This window comes from Azospirillum sp. ST 5-10 (assembly GCF_051225715.1).
Lineage (GTDB): Bacteria > Pseudomonadota > Alphaproteobacteria > Azospirillales > Azospirillaceae > Azospirillum.
On record NZ_JBPJSP010000001.1, the window covers coordinates 385,049 to 404,524 of the forward strand.

18 protein-coding genes are annotated in these 19,476 nt (G+C 72.3%); 13 read left to right on the forward strand and 5 right to left on the reverse strand.

The features are described from left to right. The first annotated feature begins 2 nt into the window (after positions 1–2). The 3 genes from ACSBPG_RS01875 to ACSBPG_RS01885 all read left to right on the forward strand — a co-directional run bounded on the left by ACSBPG_RS01875 (position 3) and on the right by ACSBPG_RS01885 (position 3,861). A complete protein-coding gene (locus tag ACSBPG_RS01875) occupies positions 3–2,549 on the forward strand; it encodes an ABC transporter permease (protein WP_435535391.1) in 2,547 nt (848 codons plus the stop codon). Positions 2,550–2,702: 153 nt separating this feature from the next. Then, positions 2,703–3,425, forward strand: a complete 723-nt coding sequence (locus ACSBPG_RS01880; RefSeq protein ID WP_435535392.1) for a Bax inhibitor-1/YccA family protein — start codon at positions 2,703–2,705, stop codon at positions 3,423–3,425. 124 nt (positions 3,426–3,549) lie between these two features. Next, positions 3,550–3,861, forward strand: a complete 312-nt coding sequence (locus ACSBPG_RS01885; RefSeq protein WP_435535393.1) for a polyhydroxyalkanoic acid system family protein — start codon at positions 3,550–3,552, stop codon at positions 3,859–3,861. On the opposite strand, the gene ACSBPG_RS01890 is transcribed toward ACSBPG_RS01885, so the two are convergent. Together ACSBPG_RS01890 and ACSBPG_RS01895 are read right to left on the reverse strand one after the other, a co-directional pair. Beyond that, complete coding sequence (locus tag ACSBPG_RS01890; RefSeq protein WP_435535394.1) at positions 3,862–5,010, reverse strand: diguanylate cyclase; 1,149 nt, start codon at positions 5,008–5,010, stop codon at positions 3,862–3,864. A 139-nt stretch (positions 5,011–5,149) separates the two neighbouring features. Then, positions 5,150–6,394 carry a UbiH/UbiF/VisC/COQ6 family ubiquinone biosynthesis hydroxylase gene (locus ACSBPG_RS01895; protein WP_435535395.1) on the reverse strand — a complete coding sequence of 415 codons (1,245 nt, stop codon included), beginning with the start codon at positions 6,392–6,394 and terminating at the stop codon, positions 5,150–5,152. Positions 6,395–6,716: 322 nt separating this feature from the next. Here ACSBPG_RS01895 and glnK point away from each other — a divergent pair, with 322 nt between their 5' ends. From glnK to ACSBPG_RS01910, 3 genes are all read left to right on the forward strand, one after another. Continuing rightward, positions 6,717–7,055 carry a P-II family nitrogen regulator gene (glnK, locus tag ACSBPG_RS01900; RefSeq protein ID WP_435535396.1) on the forward strand — a complete coding sequence of 113 codons (339 nt, stop codon included), beginning with the start codon at positions 6,717–6,719 and terminating at the stop codon, positions 7,053–7,055. 210 nt (positions 7,056–7,265) lie between these two features. Beyond that, positions 7,266–8,513: an aminotransferase class I/II-fold pyridoxal phosphate-dependent enzyme gene (locus ACSBPG_RS01905; protein ID WP_435535397.1), complete on the forward strand. Its 1,248-nt coding sequence runs from the start codon at positions 7,266–7,268 to the stop codon at positions 8,511–8,513. Positions 8,514–8,546: 33 nt separating this feature from the next. Further along, positions 8,547–11,069: a DNA translocase FtsK gene (locus ACSBPG_RS01910; RefSeq protein WP_435535398.1), complete on the forward strand. Its 2,523-nt coding sequence runs from the start codon at positions 8,547–8,549 to the stop codon at positions 11,067–11,069. Between the two features lie 42 nt (positions 11,070–11,111). Here the strand turns inward: ACSBPG_RS01910 and ACSBPG_RS01915 are convergent, their stop codons facing one another. After that, on the reverse strand, positions 11,112–11,315 hold the full coding sequence (locus ACSBPG_RS01915; protein ID WP_435535399.1) for a hypothetical protein: 204 nt from the start codon (positions 11,313–11,315) through the stop codon (positions 11,112–11,114). A 272-nt stretch (positions 11,316–11,587) separates the two neighbouring features. On the opposite strand from ACSBPG_RS01915, the gene ACSBPG_RS01920 reads away from it, so the two are divergent. Further along, the gene (locus tag ACSBPG_RS01920; RefSeq protein WP_435535400.1) at positions 11,588–12,103 is read left to right on the forward strand and encodes a tryptophan-rich sensory protein; all 516 of its coding nucleotides are present in this window, start codon (positions 11,588–11,590) and stop codon (positions 12,101–12,103) included. Positions 12,104–12,106: 3 nt separating this feature from the next. On the opposite strand, the gene ACSBPG_RS01925 is transcribed toward ACSBPG_RS01920, so the two are convergent. Continuing rightward, positions 12,107–13,147 carry a lysine-2,3-aminomutase-like protein gene (locus ACSBPG_RS01925; RefSeq protein WP_435535401.1) on the reverse strand — a complete coding sequence of 347 codons (1,041 nt, stop codon included), beginning with the start codon at positions 13,145–13,147 and terminating at the stop codon, positions 12,107–12,109. Positions 13,148–13,238: 91 nt separating this feature from the next. On the opposite strand from ACSBPG_RS01925, the gene ACSBPG_RS01930 reads away from it, so the two are divergent. The 6 genes from ACSBPG_RS01930 (at position 13,239) to ACSBPG_RS01955 (ending at position 18,918) form a co-directional block, all read left to right on the forward strand. Next, a complete protein-coding gene (locus ACSBPG_RS01930) occupies positions 13,239–13,979 on the forward strand; it encodes a glycerophosphoryl diester phosphodiesterase (protein WP_435535402.1) in 741 nt (246 codons plus the stop codon). 155 nt (positions 13,980–14,134) lie between these two features. After that, positions 14,135–15,532 (forward strand): NAD(P)H-dependent flavin oxidoreductase, encoded by a 1,398-nt coding sequence (locus ACSBPG_RS01935; protein WP_435535403.1) that lies wholly within the window; start codon positions 14,135–14,137, stop codon positions 15,530–15,532. 171 nt (positions 15,533–15,703) lie between these two features. Beyond that, complete coding sequence (gene irrA, locus ACSBPG_RS01940) at positions 15,704–16,177, forward strand: iron response transcriptional regulator IrrA (protein ID WP_435535404.1); 474 nt, start codon at positions 15,704–15,706, stop codon at positions 16,175–16,177. A 162-nt stretch (positions 16,178–16,339) separates the two neighbouring features. Continuing rightward, positions 16,340–16,759 (forward strand): rubrerythrin family protein, encoded by a 420-nt coding sequence (locus tag ACSBPG_RS01945; RefSeq protein ID WP_435535405.1) that lies wholly within the window; start codon positions 16,340–16,342, stop codon positions 16,757–16,759. Between the two features lie 168 nt (positions 16,760–16,927). Continuing rightward, positions 16,928–18,289, forward strand: coding sequence for a heterodisulfide reductase-related iron-sulfur binding cluster (locus ACSBPG_RS01950; protein WP_435535406.1), 1,362 nt, complete (start codon positions 16,928–16,930; stop codon positions 18,287–18,289). A gap of 35 nt (positions 18,290–18,324) precedes the next feature. Beyond that, on the forward strand, positions 18,325–18,918 hold the full coding sequence (locus tag ACSBPG_RS01955; protein WP_435535407.1) for a DUF3501 family protein: 594 nt from the start codon (positions 18,325–18,327) through the stop codon (positions 18,916–18,918). A 55-nt stretch (positions 18,919–18,973) separates the two neighbouring features. Here ACSBPG_RS01955 and ACSBPG_RS01960 read toward each other — a convergent pair whose 3' ends face one another. Continuing rightward, positions 18,974–19,474 carry an SH3 domain-containing protein gene (locus ACSBPG_RS01960; RefSeq protein ID WP_435535408.1) on the reverse strand — a complete coding sequence of 167 codons (501 nt, stop codon included), beginning with the start codon at positions 19,472–19,474 and terminating at the stop codon, positions 18,974–18,976. Positions 19,475–19,476: the final 2 nt, after the last annotated feature.

Consider the following 19,476-nt stretch of genomic DNA (forward strand, 5'->3'; position numbering starts at 1 on the left):
CCATGACGCGCCTTCTCCTGGCGCTGCGCTTCGCGCGGCGCGAACTGCGCGGCGGCCTGCAGGGGTTCCGCATCTTCCTCGCCTGCCTGGCGCTCGGCGTCGCCGCCATCGCCGCGGTGCAGTCGGTGTCCGACGGCATCCTCGACGGCCTCAACGAGGACGGGCGGGCGATCCTCGGCGGCGACGTCGCGGTGCGGCAGATCTACAGCCCGGCGACCGACGAGCAGCGCGCCGTCCTGGAGGCTTCGGGCCGGGTCTCCACCACGGTCGAGGCGCGGGCCATGGTGCGCAGCGCCGACGCCGAGGGCACCGACGCCTCGCTGGCCGAGCTGAAGGCGGTGGACGGTGCCTATCCCCTCTACGGCACCGTGGCGCTGCGCGACGGCGGCGGCGCCCCGGCCGCCCTGGCGGCGGCGCTGGAGCGGCGCGACGGGCGCTGGGGGGCGGTGGTGGAGGACACCGTGCTCGACCGGTTGGGGATCGCCGTCGGCGACCCGTTGCGCCTGGGCGACGCCACCTACACCGTGCGCGACGTCATCGCCCGCGAGCCCGACCGCGCGTCCTCCGGCGGCTTCAGCCTGGGGCCGCGGGTGATGGTGGCGCTGGAGTCGCTGCCGGAGACCGGGATCATGCGGCCGGGCAGCCTGCTCTACTGGAACCACAAGGTGGCGCTGCCGCCCTCGGCCAACCTCGCGGCGTGGCGCGCCGCGCTGGACGAGCGCTTCCCCGATGCCGGCTGGCGGGTGCGCGACTACACCAACGCCTCGCCCCAGGTCGCCCGCTTCATCGAGCGGATGACCCTGTTCCTGACCCTGGTCGGGCTGACGGCGCTGCTGGTCGGCGGCGTCGGCGTGGGCAACGCGGTGCGCGCCCACCTCGACCAGCGGGCGGCCACCGTCGCCACCATGAAGTGCCTGGGCGCTCCCGGCGCCCTGGTGTTCGAGACCTATCTGGCGCAGATCCTCATCCTGGCGGCGCTGGGCATCGCCATCGGCCTGGTGCTGGGGGCGGTGGCGCCGCTGCTGCTGGGGGCGTTCCTGGAAGGGCTGCTGCCGGTGGCGGTGCATGTCGGCGTCTATCCCGGCGCCCTGGCCATCGCCGCCGCCTTCGGCCTGCTGACGGCGCTGACCTTCTCGCTGTGGCCGCTGGGGCGGGCCCGCGAGGTGCCGGCCGGCGCCCTGTTCCGCGACACCGTGGCCCCCGCCGGCGGACGGCCGCGCGCCGTCTACATCGCCGCGACGGCGCTGTGCGGGCTGGCGCTCGGCGGCCTGGCGGTGGCGACCGCCCAGCACAAGGGCTTCGCCCTGTGGTTCGTCGGCGGCGCGGCGGCGACCCTGGCCACCTTCCGGGCGGCGGCCTGGCTGGTCACCGCCGGGGCGGCGCGCGCCCGCCGGCCGCGCCGGCCCGGCCTGCGCCTGGCCCTCGCCAACCTGCACCGGCCGGGCAACCCGACGGGGAGCGTCGTGCTGTCGCTCGGCCTCGGCCTCACCGTGCTGGTCGCCATCGCGCTGATCCAGGGCAACTTCGCCCGGCGCATCGGCGAGACGATCCCCCAGGACGCCCCCGCCTTCTTCTTCATCGACATCCAGCCCGACCAGTACGCGGCGGTGCGCGACCGCGTGCTGGCGGTGCCCGGCACCGCCGACTTCGAGGCGGTGCCGTCGCTGCGCGGGCGCATCGACAGCGTCAACGGCATCCCGGCGGAGCAGGCGGTCGTCGACCGCGACGAGGCCTGGGTGCTGCGCGGCGACCGCGGCGTCACCTATTCCGCCACCCTGCCCGCGGGCAGCGAGATCGTCGCCGGCTCCTGGTGGGCGGACGACTACCGCGGGCCGCCCCTGGTGTCGATCCACACCGCGGTGGCCGAGGCGCTGGGCGTCGGCCCCGGCGACCGCATCGGCGTCAACATCCTGGGCCGCACCATCGAGGCGGAGATCGCCAGCGTCCGCGCCGCCGACTTCTCCACCCTGTCCATCAACTTCACCATGGTCTTCGCGCCGGGCACCCTGGAGGCGGCGCCGCAGACCTGGATCGCCACCGTGCGCGCCGGATCGCCGGCGGTGGAGGCGGCGGTGCAGCGCGCCGTGCTGGCCGGCTTCCCCAACGTCACCGTGGTGCGGGTCAAGGACGCGCTGGACACCGTGGCGTCCATGCTGGGCCACATCGGCACCGCGGTCCGGGCGACCGCCGGCATCACGCTGGTGGCCGGCACCCTGGTGCTGGCCGGGGCGGTCGCCGCCGGGCACCGCCGCCGGGTCTACGACGCGGTGGTGCTGAAGGTGCTGGGGGCGACCCGCGGCGACGTGCTGCGCGCCTTCCTCGTGGAGTACGGGCTGCTCGGCCTGATCACCGCGGCGATCGCCGGGCTGGTGGGGACGGTGACGGCGTGGGCGGTGCTGACCCTGCTGATGGACTGGGACTGGACGTTTCTGCCCTCCGCGGTGCTCGGCACGGCGGCGCTGTGCACGGCGATCACCCTGGCGTTCGGCTTCCTCGGCACCTGGCGGGCGATGAGTCAACCGGCCGCACCTCTGCTGCGCAACGAGTGAAGACGTAATATATTGGATGCCACGCTCCAGTGTTGACGCACCATGACAAGCGCTTCATCGAGACGGCGCCACCACCGATTCCCGTTGAAGTCTATCGCCATATGTCCAATATAAGCGGCCAGGGGTACAAACGACCGATCCGAGGGACAAACCATGGCTGACCCGGCTTTCCATCGTTATGCGACAGCGGGCCGCGCCGTCGATCAGGGCTACTTCGACGAGGGCCTGCGCCAGTTCATGCTGCGCATCTACAACTACATGGGCGGCGGCCTCGTGGTCACCGGCCTTGTGGCCTTCCTCGCCTCGACCAGCCCGGAGCTGATGCAGACGCTGTTCGCCACCCCGCTGAAGTGGGTGGTGATGCTGGCGCCGCTGGCCTTCGTGATGGTGCTGTCGTTCGGCATCAACCGCCTGTCGTTCGCCTCGGCCCAGCTCATCTACTGGGCCTACTGCGGCGTCATGGGGCTGTCGCTGTCGACCATCTTCCTGGTCTTCACCGGCTCCAGCATCGCGCTGACCTTCTTCGTCACCGCCTCGACCTTCCTGGCGATGAGCCTCTACGGCTACACGACGAAGGCCGACCTGTCGAAGATGGGTTCGTTCCTCATCATGGGCCTGATCGGCATCGTCGTCGCCAGCCTGCTGAACATCTTCTTCGCGTCGAGCGCGCTGCAGTTCGCCATCTCGGTGATCGGCGTGCTGGTGTTCACCGGCCTCACCGCCTACGACACCCAGCGCCTGAAGGAAGTCTACGCCGACAACTACGACCACGAGTCGTCGGGCAAGCTGGCGCTGATGGGCGCGCTGACCCTCTACCTCGACTTCGTCAACCTGTTCATGTTCCTGCTCCACTTCCTCGGCCAGCGGGACGAGTAAGCGCAGGACCATACCGTCGCCGGTTCGGGCCGCCCGGGGGAGACCCCGGGCGGCCTTCGTTTTGCGGCAACCGAAACGGCGGCTGCGGCGTTGAAGCGGTGGACCGCAGCCCAGGGAGGCCTCCATGCCCAAGCCCGTCGTCGTCACCATCCCCCACCAGCTCGGCCGCGAGGAGGCGCAGCGCCGCCTGCGCAACGGCCTGGAGACGGCGCGCGGCCAGCTCTCCACCCTCAACGCCGCGGTCGAGGAGACCTGGACCGAGCACGGCCTGAACCTGCGGGTCGTGGCGCTCGGCCAGACCATCGACAGCCGCGTCCACGTCGCCGACGACCACGCCCGGGTCGAGGTCGACCTGCCCTGGATGCTGGCCATGCTGGCGGAGAAGGTCGGCGCGAAGATCCGCAAGCACGGGGTGCCGCTGCTGACGAAGTCGTGATCAACGCTCGGCGGTCTGGACCGTCGTGCCCGTCTCCATCTCGCCGCCCGCCACCAGGCAGTCCTTGCCGCGCTGCTTGGCGAGGTACATGCGGTGGTCGGCGAGGTCGATCAGCTTCTCCCAGTCCTCGGCGCCGTCGGCGACCGTCTCGGCGATCCCGATGCTGGCGGTCTGCCGCCCGCCGTCGGGGCGGCGGCCGAGGCCGCGGGCGCGCAGGCGCTCGACCGCGGCGGCGGCGCCCTCGCGGGTGGTGTTGGGCATCACCACCAGGAACTCCTCGCCGCCCCAGCGCACCAGCACGTCGCTCTGGCGCAGCATGCCGCGGACCGCCTCGGCGGCGTTGCGCAGGGTGCGGTCGCCCTCGTCGTGGCCGTAGCGGTCGTTGATCGCCTTGAAGTCGTCGAGGTCGAGGAAGGCCACCGCCAGCGGCTGGCCGGCCCGCCGGGCGTGGGCGTGCTGCAGGCGCAGCAGCTCCTCGCCGATGCGGCGGCCGAAGGCGCCGGTCAGGCCGTCGTGCGAGGCCTGGTCGACCAGCGCCATCATGAAGTGGAGCTGGCTCATCGCGGCGAGCGTCGCCACCACCATGATCAGCAGCAGCAGCCAGAACGCCCCGACGTAGTGGGGAAAGGGGAAGACCAGGGAGCCGTAGAAGCCGGCGAAGAGGTGGGCGGACAGGAGCGGCAGGGCGAACAGCACCCCTTCCGCCACGGTCAGCGGGAAGACGCTGAGCCCGGCCACCATGACGAAGGGCAGGAAGGCGTAGCCGGCCGCCACCGCCAGCGCGGAATCGGTGATCTCCTGCTCGTTCAGCATGGGGTGGGAGAGCAGGAAGAAGACGGTCGGCACCGCCAGCAGCAGCGCCAGGCCGCGCCACGCCGCCGCCATGTCGTCGCTGGTGCGGTGGGCCAGCGCCAGCGCCCCGAAGGCGCCGCTGGCGAGGATGCGCAGCAGGGCCAGCCAGCCCCACAGCGGCCAGGCGAAGATGACCAGGTCGACGACGATCCACAGCGGCGTCAGCACCGCGAAGGTGGCCGCCACCATGCGCACCCGCGACTGGATCAGGACGGCGCGCCGGCGCTGGATGATCGGCGAATGGCCCGCCGGCAGCAGCAGGTCGCGCATCTGGTCGAGGGAGAGATCACCGCTCACGGCCTGGAACGCCCTCTCCGTGCAGCGCCTGAGACTGTCGAGGGCCCGTTGATACACACGAACACTCCCCTGGACAACGGACTTCCCTGTGAGATCGGCGGTGCGGGCCGCCGGTCGGCGGGAGCCCCGCCGCCGCGCCCTACAGGGGCACGCCGCGGATCATGCGCGGCAGCTCGCCGACGACGCCCATGGCGTGGCGCATGAAGAAGCGCTTGAGCGGCGGCAGCCGGTTCACCACCGCCAGGCCGAGGTCGCGGGCCAGCTTCACCGGGCCGATGTCGTTGGAGAACAGGTGGACCAGCCCGTCGCACACGGCGGCCAGCAGCACCGTGTCGAAGCGCCGCCAGCGCTGGTAGCGCGCCAGCACCTCGGGACCGCCGACGTCGAGGCCGAGGCGCCAGGCGTCGACCACCACCTCGGCCAGCGCCGCCACGTCGCGCAGGCTGAGGTTCAGGCCCTGGCCGGCGATGGGGTGGATGGCGTGGGCCGCCTCGCCCACCAGGGCGACGCGCGGGGCCACGAACTCCTCCGCCAGCAGCACCGAGAGCGGCCAGCCTTGCCGCCGGGTCAGCAGCTCGATCTCGCCGAGATAGCCGCCGGAGCGGCGCTGCAGCTCGGCGACGAACTGGTCGTCGGGCAGCTTGAGATACAGGGCGGCCAGCGACGACTTCTCGCTCCAGACGATCGACGAGCGGTTTCCGGTCATCGGCAGCACGGCGAAGGGGCCGGTGGGCAGGAAATGCTCCACCGCCACGCCGCCGTGCGGCTCGGAATGGCGGATGGTGCAGATGATCGCGGTCTGATCGTAGGCCCACTGCCGCAGCCGGATGCCCGCCGTCTCGCGCGCCAGCGAGCGGCGGCCGTCGGCGCCGACCACCAGGCGCGCCCGCACCGTGCGGCCGTCGGCCAGCACCACGCGGGCGCCGGCGCGGTCGCGCTCGATGCGCACCGCCTGCGCCGGGGCGAGGTGGCGCAGGCCCGGCAGTTCGCGCACGCGGGCGAACAGGGCGCGGCGGATGTCCTTGTTGTCGAGGATCCAGCCGAAGGGCTGCGGGCTGCCGTCCACCGCCAGCTCGCGGTGGTCGTAATGGACGAACAGCGGCGAGAACTGGTCGGCGACGCGGATGTCGAGGATGGGGCCGGCGTCCTCGGCCATGTGCCGCCACACGCCCGCCCCCTCCAGCACCTTCATGGAGGCGTAGGCGATGGCGGTGGTGCGGATGTCGAAATCGTCGCGGCCCTGCACCTCCGGGCTGTCGCGGTCGATGCACACCACCGGCACGCCGGCCGTGGCGAGCGCCGCCGCCATGGTCAGGCCGGCCAGCCCGCCGCCCAGCACCGCCACCTCGGTGACGATCGTTTCCGAGAGGGCCGTCTCGCTCATGATGGCGCGTGTCCTTCTGTCCCGGGGATGCAGCGCCGTCACAATCGGCCGCCGCGGGGCGCTTGTCCAGTGGCCGAGTTGCGCCAACGCCGGTCGGTGCACAAAAACTGGTCATTTGCCGGAAAGCACGGCATGCTGGCCGCGCCGGCCCGCCTGGTTTCGCGGCGTCGAACGGCCGGCACGATTCTTGTAGATAGGGGTACCGCGGTCGGCGCGACGACGTCCGGACGAACGCCAAAGCGCCTCGACCCGTCGGGCCCGCGGCGCGGCGGCGGCACCGGCGTTGGCGATGGACCGGACCAACGAATCGAAGGGGAGCCAGATGAAACTCGTTATGGCCATCATCAAGCCGTTCAAGCTCGACGAGGTGCGCGAGGCGCTGACGTCGCTCGGGATCCAGGGCCTCACCGTCAGCGAGGTCAAGGGTTTCGGCCGCCAGAAGGGCCAGACCGAGATCTACCGCGGTGCGGAGTATTCGGTGAGCTTCCTGCCCAAGGTGAAGATCGAGGTCGCCGTCTCGGACGACCAGGCCGAGCAGGTCGTCGAGGCGATCCAGAAGGCCGCCAACACCGGCCGCATCGGCGACGGCAAGATCTTCGTCCTGGAGATCGCCCACGCCGTGCGCATCCGCACCGGCGAGACCAACGGCGAGGCTCTCTGACCCGTCGGACCGCCGGCCCGCTGCCGGCGGTCCGGAGGGGACCCGTCCCGCCGGCCGGGGATGGGTCCCGGCGCCTCGCGGCGCCGGCGGCGTTTGTTACGGGCAGGGCGCTTGTGCCGGGGGGACGCCGCCGGTAGAGTCGTCGCCGCTGCGCACGGGACCCCCGGACCCGGGCGGCGAGGACCAACCACCGCGGATTTTCACGGCGACATGGCGACCCAGGCCTCCGGCCCGGCGCACGAGCGTGCCTTGGGCAACGACCGGCTCGGCCGGTTGAGCGACTATCCCTTCACCCGTCTGGCCGGCCTGCTGGCCGGCGTCGTTCCGCGGGCCAACGTCGAGCCGACGATCATGTCGATCGGCGAGCCGCAGCACGCGCCGCCGGCGCTGATCGCCGACACCCTGGCCGCCAACGCCCATCTCTGGGGCAAATACCCGCCGCTGGCCGGAACGCCGGACTTCCGCGCCGCCGCCGGCGCCTGGCTGACCCGCCGCTTCGCGCTGCCGCCGGGCGCGCTTGACGCCGAGCGCATGGTCCTGCCGGTGGCCGGCACCCGCGAGGCGCTGTTCCTCACGGCGCTCATGGCGGTGCCCGAGCGCAAGGCGGGCCGCACCCCGGCGGTGCTGGTGCCCAATCCCTTCTACGCCGTCTACGAGGGCGGCGCGGTGCTGGCCGGGGCGGAGGCGGTGTTCCTGCCCTCCACCCGCGACACCGGCTTCCTGCCCGACCTCGACGCGCTGGCGCCGGAGCTCCTGGAACGCACGGCGCTGTTCTACCTGTGCACCCCCTCCAACCCCCAGGGGGCGGCGGCCGACGCCGCCTATCTGCAGAAGGCCATCGGCCTCGCCCGCACCCACGGGTTCGTCCTGGCGGTCGACGAGTGCTACAGCGAGATCTACCTGGACCGGCCTCCGGCGGGCGCGCTGCAGGCCGCCGCCGCCCTGGCGCCGGACGGCGGCGACGGGGCCTTCGCCAACGTCCTGGTCTTCCACTCCCTGTCCAAGCGCTCCAACGCCGCCGGCCTGCGCTCCGGCTTCGTCGCCGGCGATCCCGACCTGATCGCCCGCTTCGCCCGGCTGCGCAGCTACGCCAACGCCGGAACGCCGCTGCCGGCGCTCGCCGCCGCCACCGCCCTGTGGCGCGACGAGGCGCACGTGGAGGAGAACCGCGCCCGTTACCGCGCCAAGTTCGCGGCGGCCGAGGCGGCGCTGCAGGGCCGGCTCGGCTACCGCCGCCCCGAGGGCGGCTTCTTCCTGTGGCTGGACGTCGGCGACGGCGAGGCCGCCACCCGCCGCCTGTGGCAGGAGGGGGCCATCCGCGTGCTGCCCGGGGCCTACCTGTCCGGCGCCGCGCCGGGGCAGCCGAACCCCGGCGCCGCCTTCATCCGCGTCGCCCTGGTGCACGACGCCGCGGTGGTCGGCGACGCCTGCGCGACCATCGCCCGCATCCTTGGCTGAGCCATTTCCGAGACACCAGACAGGGCCCGCACCATGAGCAGCCGCCGCAGCGCCTCCCCCGGACCGGCCGCCACCGCCACGGCCATGCGCCCGGAGCGGCGCCCCCTGCTGTCGCCCGCCGCCCGCGCCTTCGTCGCCGCCCGCGCCTGCGAGCTGGCGGGCTTCGCGCTGGGCTGCGTCGGGCTGGTGCTGATGCTGGTGATCGGCAGCTACAGCCCCGCCGACCCGTCGTGGAACAGCGTCGGCGCCGGCGAGACGGGCAACCTGCTGGGCGCCGCCGGTGCCTGGCTGGCCGACCTGCTGATGCAGGGGCTGGGCTGGGCGTCCTGGCTGCTGGCGCTGCTGCCGGTCGCCTGGGGCTGGCGGCTGGCCAGCCAGAAGCCGGTGCGCCGGCCGGTCCTGCGCCTGCTGCTGGGGCTGGCCGGCGTCGTCATGGCGGCGACCGCCTTCGCCGGGTCCGGCATGACCGGGGCGCCGCTGGGACTGCCGGGCGGCAGCCTCGGCGTGCTGCTGCTGCACGCCGTCGCCGACCTGTTCGGCGGCGCCGGCTTCGGCGCCGTGGCGACGGCGGCGACGGTGCTGGCCGGGCTCCTGCTGTTCGCCGCCTACGGCGTCTCGCCCGGCGAGTGGCTGGGCGGCGTGCGGGCGATGGGCGGGCTGGCCGGCGCGGCCGGCCGGGCGGCGCGCAGCGGCGCCGCCGCGATGGGCCGGCACGGCGCCAGCGCGGCCCGCGCCGCCGGCAGCGCCGCCGGGGACATGCTGGGCCGCCGTGCCCCCAGCTTCGACGAGCCGCGGGCGCCGCGCTTCGACGATGCGCCGCCGGCCGCGGCCCCGGACGAGGCCGCCGCGGACGACGCCGTTCACGACGACGGCCGGGTCGTCCTGCGGGCGCCGCGCCGCGCGGCCGCCGCGGAGGCGCCGCCGGCCGAGGACCGCCGGCCGCGGCCGGTGCCGGTGGTCGCCCCCGCCGCCCCGGCGCCCGCCCGACCCGCCCCCGACCGCCGGCAGGCCGCCCTGCACCTGGAGGCGGAGGAGGCGGACTACGAGCTGCCGCCGCTCGACCTGCTGCAGCTTCCCGGCACCGCCGGGCGCGGCGACCGGCTCGACGAGGAGACCCTGCGGAGCAACGCCGAGAAGCTGGAGGGCGTGCTCGCCGACTTCGGCGTGCGCGGCGAGGTGCAGAAGGTCCATCCCGGCCCGGTGGTGACGCTCTACGAGCTGGAGCCGGCGCCCGGCACCAAGTCGTCGCGCGTCATCGGCCTGGCCGACGACATCGCCCGCACCATGAGCGTGGTGTCGGTGCGCGTCGCCGTGGTGCCCGGGCGCAACGTCATCGGCATCGAGCTGCCCAACGCCCGGCGCGAGACGGTGCTGCTGCGCGAGCTGCTGGCCGCGGACTCCTACGAGCGCAGCCAGGGCAAGCTGGCGCTGGCGCTCGGCAAGGACATCGGCGGCCAGCCGGTGGTGGCCGACCTCGCCCGCTTCCCCCACCTGCTGGTGGCGGGCACCACCGGCTCGGGCAAGTCGGTGGCGATCAACACGATGATCCTGTCGCTGCTGTACCGGCTGCCGCCCGACCGCTGCCGCTTCATCATGATCGACCCGAAGATGCTGGAGCTGTCGGTCTACGAGGGCATCCCCCACCTGCTGGCCCCGGTCGTCACCGACCCGCGCAAGGCGGTGGTGGCGCTGAAGTGGACGGTGCGGGAGATGGAGGACCGCTACCGCAACATGTCGAAGCTCGGCGTGCGCAACATCGAGGGCTACAACGCCCGCCTGCGCGAGGCGCGGGCCGAGGGCGAGTCGCTGACCCGGCGCGTGCAGACCGGCTTCGACCCCGACACCGGCAAGCCGCTGTTCGAGGAGCAGCCGCTCGACCTCACCGAGCTGCCCTACATCGTCGTCATCGTCGACGAGATGGCCGACCTGATGCTGGTGGCCGGCAAGGACATCGAGGCGGCGATCCAGCGCCTCGCCCAGATGGCGCGCGCCGCCGGCATCCACCTCATCATGGCGACCCAGCGCCCGTCGGTCGACGTCATCACCGGCACCATCAAGGCCAACTTCCCGACCCGCATCTCCTTCCAGGTGACGTCGAAGATCGACAGCCGCACCATCCTCGGCGAGCAGGGGGCGGAGCAGCTGCTGGGCCAGGGCGACATGCTGTACATGGCCGGCGGCGGGCGCATCACCCGCGTCCACGGCCCCTTCGTCTCGGACGGCGAGGTGGAGCAGGTGGTCAAGTTCCTGAAGTCCCAGGGCGAGCCGAGCTACGTCGACGCCATCACCGAGGAGGACGAGGAGTCGGCCGGCGGCGGCGACGGCGGCTACGGGGCCGGCCCCGGCGGCGGCTCGACGGGCGACGAGATGTACGACAAGGCGGTCGCCATCGTCTGCCGCGAGCGCAAGGCCTCGACCTCCTTCATCCAGCGCCAGCTGCGCATCGGCTACAACTCCGCCGCCCGCCTGATCGAGCGCATGGAGACCGAGGGCGTGGTCAGCAAGCCCAACCACGCCGGCAAGCGCGAGGTGCTGGCCCGCGACATCGAGGAGTGACGGGGCGGGGGGCCGCCGTGACGGTGTCGGGCCCCCGCCCCCTCACGTCGCCGCCGCGTCCTCCTCCAGCACCCGCCGGTACACCGCCGCCAGCGGGAGCGTGGCGCCGAACCACGGCAGCCGGACGACCGCCTGCGGCCCCATCAGGTGCTCCGCAGCACCCCAGGCGCCGCCGGCCGGCCGGCTCCAATGCTCGGCGTAGATGCGATCCTGCTCCAGGAACAGGATGTCGGTGATGGTCGCCACCGCCTGATACCGTCGAGCGGAATGGCTGACACACCTCCTGCCCCCACCCTCCCCACGGCTCCGCCGCGGGTCCCCTCCCTCCCCCGCTTCGCAGGGGAGGGTTGTTCTGCGGTGCCGCACCAGATGTGTGCATACGTTAGCCCAGGCCGGGAGAGGGCAAAGGTCCAAACGCCATGGTCTTGCCGGCGCTCCCCCGCCCCTGTTGTTGAAGCTCCGCCTCCGTGCATAAGGTAGGGTTCACGGCGGGGCAGGGTGCGACGAAGGGAGCGGGCATGCGGGACGAGGTCGGGTTTCGGGTGACGTGGTGGCAGGCGGCGCTGTTCTGGCTGCTGGCCAACGCCTACAACTTCCTCTCGCCGGACCGCGAGCCCTTCCCGGGGCACGCCGTCTCGCCGCTGCAGCCGCCGCCGCTGGCCTTTCCGATCATCTGGTTCACCATCACGGCGATCCAGCTCTGGGGCGACGTGCGGATGGTCAACAAGCGCCACCGCATCTGGGACTACGACTGGCTGGCGGCGCTGCAGGTCGGCACTTGGCTGCTCTACGCCAGCTTCACTTGGGTCTATTTCACCTTGGGCAGCCCGATCCTGGCGCTGGCGTGGACCGGGCTGTTCTTCCTGCTGACGATCTTTTCCATTGCCATCGTCTGGGACAACGACCGGGCGATCGGCTGGAGCTGGATGCCGGAGGCGCTGTGGACCGGCTACGCCTCGGTGGTCGCCGTGCACACCGTGCTGATCAACCCCGACCCGCTGTTCGGCACCGCCGCGGTGCTGCCGCCGCGCTGAGCCTCACGGCGCGTAGCGGTGCCGCGCCCCGGTGAAGTCCTCCACCTCGGCGGTGCCGTCGGGGCTCGTCTCGACCCAGCACGGCGCCGCCGGCGCCTTGCCGTGGCCGCCGGGGATGTCGAGCACGTAGGTCGGCTGGCACAGGCCCGAGACCCGGCCGCGCAGCCCCTTCACCAGGGCGCGCCCCTCGTCGAGCGTCGGGCGGACGTGGGCGGTGCCGGGGGCGAGGTCGGGATGGTGCAGGTAGTAGGGCTTGACCCGGTGCCGCACGAGCGCCCGGAACAGCGCCTCCAGAGCGGCGGCGTCGGCGTTGACCCCCTTCAGCAGGACCGTCTGGCCGAGCAGCGGCACGCCGGCGTCGGCGAGGCGCGCCAGCGCGGCCCCGGCCTCCGGTGTCAGCTCGGCGGCGTGGTTGACGTGCACCGCCACCCAGGTGGCGAGCCCGTCGGCGCGCAGGGCGGCCACCAGTTCCGGCGTCACCCGCTCGGGATCGGCGACCGGCAGGCGGGTGTGGAAGCGCACCACGCCGACGTGCCCCATGCCGGCCAGAGCGTCGACGATCTCCCGCAGGCGGCGCGCGCTCAGCAGGAAGGGATCGCCGCCGGTGACCACCACCTCCCACACCTCCGGCCGGCCGCCCACGTACGCCAGCGCCGCCGCCAGCTCCTCGGCGCTCAGCGCCTCGCCGCCGGGGCCGACCATCTCGCGGCGGAAGCAGAAGCGGCAGTACACCGCGCAGGCGTGCAGCGGCTTCAGCAGCACCCGGTCGGGATACCGGTGGACGATGCCCTTGACCGGCGAACGGGCGTGGTCGCCGATGGGGTCGGCGGTCTCGGCGGGCGCCGTGTACGCCTCCTCCGGCGACGGCACGTACTGGGCGTACAGCGGGTCGTCCGGGGCGGCCCCGGCGAGCCGCCCGGCGAGGTACGGGGTGATCGCCACGGCGTAGCGTTCGGCGACGCCGGACACGCCGGCCGCCGCCTCGGGGGACAGCAGGCCGGCGGCCACCAGGTCGGGGACGCTGCGCAGGGTCTTCTGGGTCATGAATTCGCTTTTCCGGGCGCCGGATTTGCGCCATACGGGAAAACCGTCGGCTTCCCGTCGCGGGTGGCCCGCGTTGTACCGCCGGAGCGTCATGCTGTCGACCCTTCCCCGCCTGATCGGCCACCGCGGCGCCAAGGAGAGCGCGCCGGAGAACACCCTGGTCTCGGTGCGCGAGGCGGCCCGCCAGGGCGCCGCCTGGGTCGAGGTCGACGTCATGCTGACCGGCGACGGCGTCCCGGTGATCATCCACGACGACACCCTGGAGCGCACCACCTCCGGTGCCGGCCCGGTGGCGGAGATCGACCTCGCCCACCTCAAGCGGCTCGACGCCGGCGGCTGGTTCGACCCGCGCTTCGCCGGGGAGGAGGTGCCGACCCTGGCGGAGATGCTGGACCTCGTGCGCCAGCTCGGCCTCGGCCTCAACCTGGAGATCAAGCCGTCGCCCGGCCGCGCCGTGGAAACGGCGGAAGCGGCGCTGGCGGTGCTGCGCGGCGCCTGGCCGGCCGGCCGGCCGCTCCTGCTGTCGAGCTTCGAGCCGGAGTGCCTGGAGGTGGCGCGGCGCCTCGCCCCCGACCTGCCGCGCGGCTACCTCATGGAGGAGGCACCGGCCGACTGGGCGGCCATCGCCGACCGGCTGGGCGCCGCCACCCTCAACCTCGACCAGAAGCGGCAGACGGCCGAGAGCGTCGCCGCCTACCGCGCCACCGGCCGGCCGGTGCTCGCCTACACGGTCAACGACGCGGCGCGGGCGCGCGACCTCTTCGCCTGGGGTGTCGCCGCGGTCTTCACCGACGCACCCGGGCGGCTCGCCGCCGAACTGGCCCCGATGTGACGGTTTGCCGGCACGGCGGCGCAAATCCGCTCGTACCGCCGACGCTTTCCCCATATATTACGCCGCAAACCAGAGGGGCACGCCCGGAAGGCTCACGACTTCCGGCACGCCCCTGTGTTCGCGTTGCTGGATGCTCTTTGGGTTTGGAGGTTCCGTTGAAGGCGCTGAAGCCGTTGCTCATGTCCGGCCGGGAAGTGCTGCCCCTCGTGGAGGGTGGTAAGGGGGTAGCCGTCTCGAACGGCGAGAGTTCCGGGGCGTGGGCCGCTGCCGGCGGCGTCGGGACCTTTTCCGGCGTCAACGCCGACAGCTACGACGAGAGCGGCCACATCATCCCCCAGGTCTACCACGGCAAGACCCGGCGCGAGCGTCACCACGAGCTGATCGCCTACGGCATCCGTGGCGCCGTCGCCCAGGCCCGCATGGCGCATGAGCGCTCGAACGGCCAGGGCCGCATCCACATGAACGTGCTGTGGGAGATGGGCGGCGCCGAGGCGATCCTGCACGGCGCGCTGGAAGGGGCCAAGGGGCTGATCCACGGCGTCACCTGCGGCGCCGGCATGCCCTACCGCATCGCCGAGATCGCGGCGCGCTACGGCTGCCACTACTATCCCATCGTCTCCTCCGCCCGCGCCTTCCGGGCGCTGTGGCTGCGCGCCTACCAGAAGTTCCGCGACAACCTGGGCGGCATCGTCTACGAGGACCCCTGGCTGGCCGGCGGCCACAACGGCCTGTCCAACTCCGAGGACCCGCAGCGCCCCGAGGACCCCTTCCCCCGCGTGCTGGCGCTGCGCCAGATGCTGAACAGCTTCGGCCTGCAGGCGGTGCCGATCATCATGGCCGGCGGCGTGTGGTGGCTGAGCGAGTGGGAGGACTGGCTGGACAACCCGGACCTCGGGCCCATCGCCTTCCAGTTCGGCACCCGGCCGCTGCTGACCGAGGAAAGCCCGATCTCCATGGCGTGGAAGCGCAAGCTGCTGACGCTGAAGGAGGGCGACGTCTTCCTCAACCAGTTCTCGCCGACCGGCTTCTACTCCTCGGGCGTCAAGAACCCCTTCATGCTGGAACTGATGGCCCGCTCCGAGCGCCAGGTCGCCTTCCTGCCCAAGCCGGTGGGCGAGCACGCCGCCGAGTTCCCGGTGGGGCCGCGCGGCCGGCCGGTCTACCTCACCGAGACCGACCGCCAGCGCGCCCAGTCCTGGGTCGCCCAGGGCTTCACCACGGCGCTGAAGACGCCCGACAGCACCCTGGTCTTCGTGACCCCGGAGAAGGCGGAGCAGATCCTCCAGGACCAGATCGACTGCATGGGCTGCCTGTCCGCCTGCCGCTTCTCCAACTGGTCGCAGAACGAGGAGGGCACCACGGGCAAGAAGGCCGACCCGCGCTCCTACTGCATCCAGAAGACCCTGCAGGCGGTCAGCCACACCGACGACTGCGAGAACCAGCTGATGTTCGCCGGGCACAACGCCTACCGCTTCGCGTCCGACCCCTACTACGCCGGCGGCTTCATCCCGACCGTGAAGCAGCTGGTCGAGCGCATCGCGACGGGGTACTGACCCGCCGGCGGGCGCGGCGCGAATCGTCGGTGGTGCCGACGATTCGCGCCGCGCTCCTTGCCGAAGCCCTGAAATCGTTCTAATTTATCCTTGGACTGTCGCGTGCCTGCGCTGCGGCACGGTGCCGTGCCGGTCCGCCGTCGGCCGTATCACCACTCGCGTGCACATGCCATGATCGGACACCGCCCCTACAAGCGCGCCCTCGACCGTCTGCACAGCGTCGGCCTGCGCCCGACGCGCCAGCGGCTCGGATTGGCCCGTCTGCTGTTCGACGGCGGCGATCGGCACGTCACCGCCGAGCAGCTCCACAGCGAGGCCATGGGGGCGGACCTCCGGGTGTCGCTCGCCACCGTCTACAACACGCTGAACCAGTTCACCGCGGCCGGGCTGCTGCGCGAGGTGGTGGTCGACGCCGGCCGCTCCTATTTCGACACCAACAGCACCGAGCATCACCATTTCTTCGTGGAGGGCACGGGCCGGCTGGAGGACATCCCGGGCGACCACATCGTCGTCTCGCAACTCCCCGACCCGCCGCCGGGAACCCGGGTGGCGCGCGTCGACGTCATCGTCCGCCTGGAGCCGGACGACAGCGGCACGACCGGCGGCACGACGACGGGCGGCACGACCGGCGGCGCTCCGGCGTGATGCGACCATTCGCCGCGCCGTTCAAGGCCATGTCCGCCTTTTTGTACCAGTTCTAGATTGTTGACCTGGCCCTCCGTCGGTGGCATAAGCAATGCCTGACCGGACGGGGATCACGCGTCCGCACGGCCCGTCCGGATGGCTTACATCGAGGAGGGAACCACCATGGCTGCGCTCAAGGGCTCCAAGACCGAAGAGAACCTGAAGGAAGCGTTCGCCGGCGAGAGCCAGGCCAACCGCCGCTATCTCTACTTCGCCCAGAAGGCCGACGTCGAAGGCTACAACGACGTGGCCGCCGTGTTCCGCTCCACCGCCGAGGGCGAGACCGGCCATGCCCACGGTCATCTGGAATTCCTCGAGGAGGTCGGCGACCCGGCCACCGGCCTGCCGATCGGCGAAACCGGCTCCAACCTGAAGGCGGCCATCGCCGGCGAGACGCACGAGTACACCGACATGTACCCGGGCATGGCGCGCACCGCCCGCGACGAAGGCTTCGACGAGATCGCCGACTGGTTCGAGACCCTCGCCAAGGCCGAGAAGTCGCACGCCGGCCGCTTCCAGAAGGCCCTGGACCAGATGGCCTGACGAGGAGCGGCGGGGGCTCCGGCCGCGGGGCCCCCGCATCCCCGTCTTCGCGCGACGACCTGCCGCCTTGCCGATCTGAACGCCGCAAGGCTGGGCTGAACGCCGCAAGGCCGGGCCAACCGGCCGCCTGCCGGACATCACCGCCGGACCTCGGAGGAGTCACGACCCATGCGCGAAGGCAGCCTGGAGGCGCCCGTTCGACACCCGCTGGATTGGAAGAACCCCGACTTCTACGATGAGGCCAAGCTCGACGCCGAGATGCGCCGGGTCTTCGACATCTGCCACGGCTGCCGCCGCTGCTTCAACCTGTGCGACAGTTTCCCGCGACTGTTCGACCTGGTCGACGAGGCCGGGCCGGGCGAGCTGCACGACGTCAAGTCGGACGACTTCGCCAAGGTCGTCGACGCCTGCACCATGTGCGACATGTGCTTCATGACCAAGTGCCCCTACGTGCCGCCGCACGAATGGGCGCTGGACTTCCCGCACCTGATGCTGCGCTACCGCGCCGTCGACGCGAAGAAGCGCGGCGTCCCCTTCGCCGTGCGCCAGCTCGTCGAGACCGACCGCAACGGCAGGCTCGGCAGCCTGGTGGCGCCGCTCGCCAACTGGGCGACCGACGTCGACAACACGCTCACCCGGCCGGTCATGGCCAAGGTCGCCGGCGTCCACCGCGAGGCCCACCTGCCGAAGTTCCACGGCCACACCCTGCAGCGCCGCGCCAAGGACGCGCCGGTCACCGTCAATCCGGAGGCGCCCGCCTACGGCAGGCGCAAGGCCGTGCTCTACGCCACCTGCTTCGCCAACTACAACAACCCCGCCATCGGCATGGCGGCGCGCGCCGTGCTCGCCAAGCTGGGCGTCGAGACCGAGGTGGTCTATCCCGGCTGTTGCGGCATGCCGCAGCTCGAGCAGGGCGAGGTGGCGAAGGTCAACGGCAAGGCGGCGACGGTGGCGGCCGCGCTGGCGCCCTGGATCGACAAGGGCTACGACGTGGTCGCGCTGATCCCGAGCTGCGCGCTGATGCTGAAGCTGGAGTGGCCGCTCGTGGTGCCCAAGGACGACCCGCACCGCGCCGCCGTCGAGACGCTCGCCCAGGCCACCTTCGACCTCAGCGAGTACGTCGTCGACATCGCCCGGCGCGAAGGGCTGGCGCCGGGGCTGCAGCCCGTGCCGGGCGGGGTGGCGCTGCATCTCGCCTGCCACGCCCGCGCCCAGAACATGGGCGCGAAGGCGGCGGAGATGCTGCGGCTGATCCCCGAGGCCGACGTCAAGGTGATCGAGCGCTGTTCGGGGCACGGCGGCTCCTGGGGCGTCATGGAGCCGAACTTCCCGGTGGCGCTCAAGGTCGGCAAGCCGGTGGCGACCCAGGCCATCAAGTCGGGCAAGGCGATGGTCGCCTCGGAATGCCCGCTGGCCGGCCAGCACATCATGCAGGGCATCGAGCGGCAGGGGGCCGCGCCGGACACCGCCCATTCGACCAACCTGCACCCGATCGAGATCCTCGCCCGCGCCTACGGCGTCGCGCCGTGAGGCCGGCGGGATCGCAAGAGGAGGGAGACGAGACCATGACCGCGCGCAAGACCGAGATCACCCGCGCCGACATCATGCCCATGGCCGAGTTCGCCAAGGTCCGCGTCGAGCGGCGCAAGGCCCTGGTCGAGGTGAAGAAGAACCGGCGGGTCTCGGTCGGCCCCTACGCCACCTTCTACTTCGAGAGCTACGACACGATGTGGCAGCAGGTCCACGAGATGCTGCACATCGAGAAGGGCGGCGAGGAGCAGATCGCGGACGAGCTGCGCGCCTACAACCCGCTGATCCCCAAGGGCAGCGAGCTGGTCGCCACGGTCATGTTCGAGATCGACAACGCGGTGCAGCGCCACCAGATCCTGTCGCGCCTGGGGGGCGTGGAGGACACCATGGCGCTGCAGTTCGCCGGCCACACGGTGCGGGCCCGCCCGGAGGGCGACGTCGAGCGCACCACCGCCGAGGGCAAGACCTCCTCGGTGCACTTCGTCCACTTCGACCTGACGCCGGAGCAGAGCGCCGCCTTCCGCGCGCCGGGCACCCAGGTCATCGTCGCCTTCGCCCACCCCAACTACGGCCACATGGCGGTCATGCCGGAAGCCGTGCGCGCCGAATTGAGCAAGGATCTGGATTGACGGGGAGCCGTCCATCTTGAACACGAAGATGGGAAGATGAAAGATTGATATTCTTCTAATCTTCGACCTTCTCGTCGGCGTAGACGCCCCACATCTCGGTGCGCTGCATCCAGCCCTTGTAGCCCTTCAGCTCGACCTCGCACCACGGACCGGTGCAGCGCTCGAGCGTGCCCATGACGCCGGGCTCGGCCGTCGCCACCGCGGCGGCGGCCGGCGAGGGCTCGGCCCGCAGCGTGCGGGTGCCGCCCAGCACGACGACGCCGCGCCGGCCCGACAGCAGGCTCTGGTGCACCCAGCCCTCGCTGCCCTCCCAGTCGCGGATGCGCCGCCAGGTGTCGAACTCGGCGGTGATCTCCACCGGCATGCCGCGGCGCACGAACACCCATTCCACGGGATAGCGCACCCCGGGGCCGGTGCGCACGTTCACCTCGTCGGAGCGCAGGGTGACGAAGCGCGGCACCGGCAGGCCGCTGCCGCGGGGGCCGTCGGCCGCCGAGGCCGTGGCGGCGGACCCGAGGAGCAGCGCCAGGAGGGCGGATCGGACGGCGGTGGGCATCG

Excerpts from the sequence above, each read along its gene's own strand:
- ACSBPG_RS01925 (WP_435535401.1), bottom strand. The coding sequence starts at position 13,147 with ATGACCCAGAAGACCCTGCGCAGCGTCCCCGACCTGGTGGCCGCCGGC.
- ACSBPG_RS01905 (WP_435535397.1), top strand. The coding sequence starts at position 7,266 with ATGGCGACCCAGGCCTCCGGCCCGGCGCACGAGCGTGCCTTGGGCAAC.
- ACSBPG_RS01950 (WP_435535406.1), top strand. The coding sequence starts at position 16,928 with ATGCGCGAAGGCAGCCTGGAGGCGCCCGTTCGACACCCGCTGGATTGG.
- glnK (WP_435535396.1), top strand. The coding sequence starts at position 6,717 with ATGAAACTCGTTATGGCCATCATCAAGCCGTTCAAGCTCGACGAGGTG.
- ACSBPG_RS01880 (WP_435535392.1), top strand. The coding sequence starts at position 2,703 with ATGGCTGACCCGGCTTTCCATCGTTATGCGACAGCGGGCCGCGCCGTC.
- ACSBPG_RS01875 (WP_435535391.1), top strand. The coding sequence starts at position 3 with ATGACGCGCCTTCTCCTGGCGCTGCGCTTCGCGCGGCGCGAACTGCGC.
- ACSBPG_RS01955 (WP_435535407.1), top strand. The coding sequence starts at position 18,325 with ATGACCGCGCGCAAGACCGAGATCACCCGCGCCGACATCATGCCCATG.
- ACSBPG_RS01910 (WP_435535398.1), top strand. The coding sequence starts at position 8,547 with ATGAGCAGCCGCCGCAGCGCCTCCCCCGGACCGGCCGCCACCGCCACG.
- ACSBPG_RS01930 (WP_435535402.1), top strand. The coding sequence starts at position 13,239 with ATGCTGTCGACCCTTCCCCGCCTGATCGGCCACCGCGGCGCCAAGGAG.
- ACSBPG_RS01960 (WP_435535408.1), bottom strand. The coding sequence starts at position 19,474 with ATGCCCACCGCCGTCCGATCCGCCCTCCTGGCGCTGCTCCTCGGGTCC.
- ACSBPG_RS01895 (WP_435535395.1), bottom strand. The coding sequence starts at position 6,394 with ATGAGCGAGACGGCCCTCTCGGAAACGATCGTCACCGAGGTGGCGGTG.
- ACSBPG_RS01920 (WP_435535400.1), top strand. The coding sequence starts at position 11,588 with ATGCGGGACGAGGTCGGGTTTCGGGTGACGTGGTGGCAGGCGGCGCTG.
- ACSBPG_RS01885 (WP_435535393.1), top strand. The coding sequence starts at position 3,550 with ATGCCCAAGCCCGTCGTCGTCACCATCCCCCACCAGCTCGGCCGCGAG.
- irrA (WP_435535404.1), top strand. The coding sequence starts at position 15,704 with ATGATCGGACACCGCCCCTACAAGCGCGCCCTCGACCGTCTGCACAGC.
- ACSBPG_RS01945 (WP_435535405.1), top strand. The coding sequence starts at position 16,340 with ATGGCTGCGCTCAAGGGCTCCAAGACCGAAGAGAACCTGAAGGAAGCG.